This window comes from Streptomyces sp. NPDC054961 (assembly GCF_053609145.1).
The window spans coordinates 7,380-13,419 of the sequence record NZ_JBSGWY010000018.1 but is presented as its reverse complement, the minus strand read 5'-3'; the positions used below and the strand labels follow the sequence as shown (position 1 = coordinate 13,419).

The following is a 6,040-nucleotide window of genomic DNA, read 5'->3' as shown; positions in this document are numbered from 1 at the left end:
AGTGTGGGCCGCGGGGGGGGGGTCGGCCACACCCACCCCCACCCCCCCCCCCCCCCCGCACTGCTGTTGCGCCGCCACCGAGGTGGAGTGGGCCCGGGAGTCTGGAAAGATGGCCACGACGGCAACGTCGACCCAGGTCAGGGCCAGCAATAAGCACACTCCCCGCACATCCAAGGAGCGGACAGATGCCCATCGCAACCCCCGAGGTCTACAACGAGATGCTCGACCGGGCGAAGGCAGGCAAGTTTGCCTACCCGGCCATCAACGTGACCTCGACCCAGACCCTGCACGCTGCGCTGCGCGGCTTCGCGGAGGCCGAGAGCGACGGCATCATCCAGATCTCCACGGGTGGTGCGGAGTTCCTGGGTGGCCAGTACAACAAGGACATGGTCACCGGCGCCGCCGCCCTGGCCGAGTTCGCGCACATCGTGGCCGCCAAGTACGACATCACCGTCGCGCTGCACACGGACCACTGCCCCAAGGACAAGCTGGACGGCTACGTCCGCCCGCTGCTCGACATCTCCGCCGAGCGCGTGGCCCGCGGTCTGAACCCGCTCTTCCAGTCGCACATGTGGGACGGCTCCGCCGAGACCCTGGCCGACAACCTGGCCCTCGGCCAGGAGCTGCTCGCCAAGGCCGCCGCCGCGAAGATCATCCTCGAGGTCGAGATCACCCCGACCGGCGGCGAGGAGGACGGCGTCAGCCACGAGATCAACGACGAGCTGTACACCACCGTCGACGACGCGCTGCGCACCGCCGAGGCCCTGGGCCTGGGCGAGAAGGGCCGCTACCTGCTGGCCGCCTCCTTCGGCAACGTGCACGGCGTCTACAAGCCGGGCAACGTCGTCCTGCGCCCCGAGCTCCTCAAGGACCTCCAGGCCGGCGTCGGCGAGAAGTACGGCAAGGCTTCGCCGTTCGACTTCGTCTTCCACGGCGGCTCGGGCTCCACGGCCGAGGAGATCGCCACCGCGCTGGAGAACGGCGTCGTGAAGATGAACCTCGACACCGACACCCAGTACGCCTTCACCCGCCCGGTCGTGGACCACATGTTCCGCAACTACGACGCGGTCCTGAAGGTCGACGGCGAGGTCGGCACCAAGTCGAAGTACGACCCGCGCACGTGGGGCAAGGCCGCCGAGGCCGGCATGGCCGCGCGCGTCACCGAGGCCTGCGCGAACCTGCGCTCCACGGGCACTCGGCTCAAGTAGTCGCCCGAGGCCTCGTATCCCGGGCCTCGAGCTGTGAGCCATCAGCGCATGAGCCATGAGCCATGAGCCATGAGCCGTGAGCCGTGAGCCGTGAGCCGTGAGCTGTGAGGAAGGGCCCGGCCCGCCGTCCCCGCAGGACGGCGCGGCCGGGCCCTTTCCGTGGGCCGCGCCGCGCCCCGTCCCGATCCCGCAGACTGTGGGCATGTCCATTCACCAGAACCTGCTCGGGGGCCCCGCCCCCACCCACCTCCCCGACGAGCCGGGCCGCGCGGCCATCGCCGCCGGCACCCCGGCCGTCGAGGTCGCGGCCACGCACCCGACCTCCTCCCTCGCCTGGGCGCTCCTCGCCGACGAGGCCTTCGCCGCCGGCCGCACGGTCGAGTCGTACGCGTACGCCCGCACGGGCTACCACCGCGGCCTCGACGCGCTGCGCCGCGCGGGCTGGAAGGGGCACGGCCCGGTGCCGTGGGAGCACGAGCCCAACCGTGGCTTCCTGCGCGCCCTGAACGCCCTGGCCCGCGCGGCCGGCGCGATCGAGGAGAAGGAGGAGTACGAGCGCTGCTCGACCTTCCTGCGCGACTCCTCCGAGACGGCTGCGGACGTCCTCGCGGTCTGACGGCCGCGGGCCCCGGCTTCCGGGGCCGTGCGTACGCGTTCCCCCGGGCGGGCGGGCGGGTCCCTGACCGGACCCGCCCGCTCGCGGAATGTGACGTACCCCACTCACTATTGAAGCCCTGCCGGAAGTCGGTCCTATGATGCGGACAGGGGACCGGAGCTCCACTCACCTCACCGGAAGGAGCGGACCGCTACCCGGAAGCACGTATCGAGGAGACAGCGATGTCGCACGCCCTTGATGCCTCCGGAGACGGCGGTTCGGACACCCCGAACCTCGACTTCGCCGGCACGACCCCCTACGAGGACTACGTCCAGGCGGACGTCCTCACCCATCTCCAGCAGCTGCGGTCGGACGACCCCGGCGAGATGGTCTTCCTGGTCACCACCCAGGTCATGGAGCTGTGGTTCACGGTCATCGTCCACGAGTGGGAGACCGCGGCGAAGGCGCTGCGCGAGGACTCCCTGCCCGTCGCGATGGATGCGCTGAAACGTTCCCTCCGTGAGCTGGAGGCCCTCAACTCCTCCTGGCGGCCCCTCGCCCAGCTCACCCCGGGCCAGTTCAACGCCTACCGCTCCGCCCTCGGCGAGGGCTCCGGCTTCCAGTCGGCGATGTACCGCCGGATGGAGTTCCTGCTCGGCGACAAGTCCGCCTCCATGCTGGTCCCGCACCGCGGCGCGCCGCGCGTCCACGCGGAGCTGGAGAAGGCGCTCCACGAGCCGAGCCTCTACGACGAGGTCCTGCGCCTCCTGGCCCGCCGCGGCCTCGCGGTCCCGCAGGCCGTCCTGGACCGCGACCTCGCGCAGCGCTACGAGCCCTCGCCGGACGTCGAGGCCGTCTGGACCTCCCTGTACGCGGACCCGGACGCCCACACGGACCTGCACCGCCTCGGCGAGGTCCTGACGGACGTCGCGGAACTGGTCTGGCGCTGGCGCAACGACCACCTGGTGGCCACCCGCCGGGCGATGGGCGCGAAGACGGGCACCGGCGGCTCGGCCGGCGTGGCCTGGCTCGAGAAGCGCGCGACGAAGAACGTCTTCCCGGAACTGTGGACGGCGCGCAGCCATGTCTGACAGCCGCACGACCGACAGCCGGCCGTCCGACGACCCCACGTCCGACGACCCCACGTCCGACGACCTCGCATCCGACAGCCGCACGTCCGACATCTGGGCGCGGCGCGCCGCGGAGCTGGACGCCGCCGACGAGCTGGCCAAGCTCCGCGAACGCTTCACGCTGCCCGAGGGCGTCGTCTACCTGGACGGCAACAGCCTCGGCGCGCTCCCGGCCACGGTCGCCGCACGCGTCGCGGAGGTCGTCACGGAGCAGTGGGGCAACCAGCTCATCCGCTCCTGGAGCGAGGGCGAGACCCCCTGGTGGACGGCTCCCGAGCGGATCGGCGACCGGCTGGCCCCGCTCGTCGGCGCCGCTCCCGGTCAGGTCGTCGTCGGCGATTCGACCAGCGTCAACCTCTTCAAGGCCCTGGTCGGCGCCGCCCGCCTGGCGGGGCCCGGCCGGACCCGCCTGCTGGTGGACGCCGCCACCTTCCCGACCGACGGGTACATCGCCGCGTCGGCGGCCCGGATGACCGGCCTGACGGTCACCCCGGTGGACCCGGCCGCCGCGGCGGCGGAGATGGGGCCCGACACCGCCGTGGTCCTCCTCAACCACGCCGACTACCGCACCGGCCGTCTGCACGACCTCCCCGCCCTCACCGCGGCCGCCCGCGCGGCGGGCGCGGTGATCGTCTGGGACCTGTGCCACACGGCCGGGGCCCTGCCCGTCGACCTCGACGCGCACGGCGTGGACCTCGCGGTGGGCTGCACGTACAAGTACCTCAACGGCGGCCCCGGCGCCCCCGCGTACCTGTACATCGCCGCCCGCCACCAGTCCGCCTTCGACTCCCCCCTGCCGGGCTGGAACGGCCACGCGGATCCGTTCGCGATGACCCCGTCCTACGAGCCGGCCGAGGGCGTGGCCAGGGGCCGGGTCGGCACTCCGGACATCCTGTCCCTGCTCGCCCTGGACGCGGCCCTCGACGCCTGGGACGGAGTCCCGGTCGAAGCCGTACGGGCGAAGTCGCTCGCGCTGACGGACTTCTTCCTCGAGTGCGTGGCGGCGTACGTCCCGGCGGGGGCGGTCGAGGTGGTCACGCCGGCCGACCACGGCCACCGTGCCAGCCAGGTCTCGCTGCGCACGCGGGACGCGGCGGGGGTCATGCGCGAGCTCATCTCCCGCGGCGTGATCGGGGACTTCCGCGCCCCCGACATCCTGCGGTTCGGGTTCACCCCGCTGTACGTCGGTTTCGCCGACGCGGAGCGGGCGGCCCGGACGTTGGGTCACATTTTCGGGTGAACCGGTAGCGAAACGTCACATCACCGCGCGGGCGGGGCTACGGCCCCGCCCGCGTGCGTATCGCCTCGGGCCGCCACGGAGGGGCGTGTTCCGGCCTGATACGGTCCCGCTCTGCCGGAACACCGGAACATCTGTCCCCCCTGTCCCACGCGTTACCGGAGGTTGAGCCGATGACGGACCCCGCAGTCGAACGGGACGCCGCCGAGGCGGCCTCGGCCTTCTCCCACCCGCCCGTGGCTCCCGACGCGACGGGCGCCTACGGTGAGCACCCCGACCAGGTCGTCGACTTCTACGCCCCGCGCGACGAGACCGCCGCCGGCCCCGCGCACGGCGCTCCGCTGGTCGTCGTCCTGCACGGGGGAGCCTGGCGCGCCCCCTACGACCGCCAGCACATCACCCCCTTCGTGGACTTCCTCGCCCGCCGGGGCTTCGCCGTCGCCAGCGTCGAGTACCGGCGGGGCAGTTCGCTGCCCCACCAGGACGCCGAGGGGCCCGTCGCCGGCCGCTGGCCGGACACCTTCGACGACGTGGCCGCCGCGCTCGACGCCCTGCCCCGCCTGGCCGCCTCCGCGCTCCCGCAGGCCGACCCCCGCCGGACTGTCCTGACCGGCCACTCGGCCGGCGGCCACCTCGCGCTGTGGGCGGCCGCCCGGCACGTGCTGCCGTACGACGCCCCGGCCGGCTGGCGACTGGCATCCCCGCCGCCGCTGCGCGGCGTGGTCGCGCTGGCACCCATCGCGGACTTCACGGTCGCGGAGGAGCTGGGCGTGTGCGGGGGCGCTTCGGCGCAACTGCTCGGGGGCGCGGCGGCCTTCGGGGAACGGCGTCCGTACGCGGATCCGGCGGCGCTGCTCCCGACGGGCATCGCGACGGTGGTGGTCCAGGGCCGCACCGACATCGTGGTCCCGGAGGCGGTGTCCGAGGCCTACGTGGCGGCGGCCGCGCAGGCGGGGGAGACGGTGGGCCTCACGCTGCTCGACGGGGCCGGTCACTTCCCGCTCATCGACCCGGCGGCGGACGCGTGCGCGGTGGTGGCGGAGGAGATCGCGCAACTGGCCTGGTAGCGGCCGGCGGAACGGCGGACGGCCGACGGCCGACGGGCGCCGGCCGACGGGCGCCGGGGGAGCCGTCGGCCGGTCCGGGCGCGGCCCGGACCGGCGCCGGGAGGCTCGTCAGTCCCACTGCTGGTCGGCCAGCGAGGTGACCGGCTGCGGCTTGCCGATGACGGCCAGGGCGATGAAGAAGCTGATCTGGCCGATCGCGATGGTGAGGGTGGTCAGGGCCTTCTCGTCGTAGTGCCGGGCGGCCTCGGCGTACAGCGCGTCGGACACGCGCTCCTGGCCGTGCGGGGCGGGCCGCAGGGTCGCTTCGAGCAGGGCGAGCGCGGCCCGCTCGGCGTCGGTGAAGAAGGGGGCGTCCATCCAGGACGAGACGGCGGTGATCCGCTCCTCGGACTCGCCCGCCTTGCGCAGGGTCGCCGTGTTCAGCACGGTCAGGTAGGTGTTCCCGACGATCTGCCCGGCCCGCAGGTGGACGAGCCCGATGGTGGTGCGCGGTACGGAGCGGTTGCCGGTGGCCCGGAAGAGCGCGGCGCTGATGTCGTTGAGCTCGGGGACGATCGCGGTCGGGTCGGGCATCCGCGAGATCCTGGTGTTCGTCATGGTGGTTCTCCTTCGCGTCGGCGTCTTGCAGCACTGACGGATGGGGGACCACGGATGTGACGGGTACGGGAAAGTTTCTTTGAGTGGGCGGGCAGGCGGAAGGGGGGGGGGGGGGGGGCGGGCCCCCCGCCCCCCCCCCGCGGGGGCGGGGCGCGCGGCGGCGCGGGTAAAACACTAGAGTAGCTGAGTGGGCTCGCGGGGCGGGG

General features: G+C 73.3%; 6 protein-coding genes. 5 read left to right on the top strand and 1 reads right to left on the bottom strand.

Going from position 1 to position 6,040, the window contains the following annotated elements:
- Window positions 1-185 precede the first annotated feature (185 nt).
- The 5 genes from fbaA to ACWF9Z_RS17850 all read left to right on the top strand — a co-directional run bounded on the left by fbaA (window position 186) and on the right by ACWF9Z_RS17850 (window position 5,237).
- Window positions 186-1,208 carry a class II fructose-bisphosphate aldolase gene (fbaA, locus tag ACWF9Z_RS17870; protein WP_453603159.1) on the top strand — a complete coding sequence of 341 codons (1,023 nt, stop codon included), beginning with the start codon at window positions 186-188 and terminating at the stop codon, window positions 1,206-1,208.
- A 202-nt stretch (window positions 1,209-1,410) separates the two neighbouring features.
- Window positions 1,411-1,824, top strand: a complete 414-nt coding sequence (locus tag ACWF9Z_RS17865) for a DUF3151 domain-containing protein (protein ID WP_453603158.1) — start codon at window positions 1,411-1,413, stop codon at window positions 1,822-1,824.
- Window positions 1,825-2,045: 221 nt separating this feature from the next.
- Window positions 2,046-2,894, top strand: coding sequence for a tryptophan 2,3-dioxygenase family protein (locus ACWF9Z_RS17860; RefSeq protein ID WP_356651309.1), 849 nt, complete (start codon window positions 2,046-2,048; stop codon window positions 2,892-2,894).
- Window positions 2,887-4,173 (top strand): kynureninase, encoded by a 1,287-nt coding sequence (kynU, locus tag ACWF9Z_RS17855; protein ID WP_453603157.1) that lies wholly within the window; start codon window positions 2,887-2,889, stop codon window positions 4,171-4,173. The genes ACWF9Z_RS17860 and kynU overlap by 8 nt, the downstream gene beginning before the upstream one ends.
- Window positions 4,174-4,343: 170 nt before the next feature.
- A complete protein-coding gene (locus tag ACWF9Z_RS17850) occupies window positions 4,344-5,237 on the top strand; it encodes an alpha/beta hydrolase (RefSeq protein WP_453603156.1) in 894 nt (297 codons plus the stop codon).
- Between the two features lie 108 nt (window positions 5,238-5,345).
- Here the strand turns inward: ACWF9Z_RS17850 and ACWF9Z_RS17845 are convergent, their stop codons facing one another.
- Complete coding sequence (locus ACWF9Z_RS17845; RefSeq protein WP_453603154.1) at window positions 5,346-5,834, bottom strand: carboxymuconolactone decarboxylase family protein; 489 nt, start codon at window positions 5,832-5,834, stop codon at window positions 5,346-5,348.
- Window positions 5,835-6,040: the final 206 nt, after the last annotated feature.

Coding starts and splice junctions, on each gene's coding strand:
- fbaA (WP_453603159.1), top strand. CDS start 186: ATGCCCATCGCAACCCCCGAGGTCTACAACGAGATGCTCGACCGGGCG.
- ACWF9Z_RS17865 (WP_453603158.1), top strand. CDS start 1,411: ATGTCCATTCACCAGAACCTGCTCGGGGGCCCCGCCCCCACCCACCTC.
- ACWF9Z_RS17860 (WP_356651309.1), top strand. CDS start 2,046: ATGTCGCACGCCCTTGATGCCTCCGGAGACGGCGGTTCGGACACCCCG.
- kynU (WP_453603157.1), top strand. CDS start 2,887: ATGTCTGACAGCCGCACGACCGACAGCCGGCCGTCCGACGACCCCACG.
- ACWF9Z_RS17850 (WP_453603156.1), top strand. CDS start 4,344: ATGACGGACCCCGCAGTCGAACGGGACGCCGCCGAGGCGGCCTCGGCC.
- ACWF9Z_RS17845 (WP_453603154.1), bottom strand. CDS start 5,834: ATGACGAACACCAGGATCTCGCGGATGCCCGACCCGACCGCGATCGTC.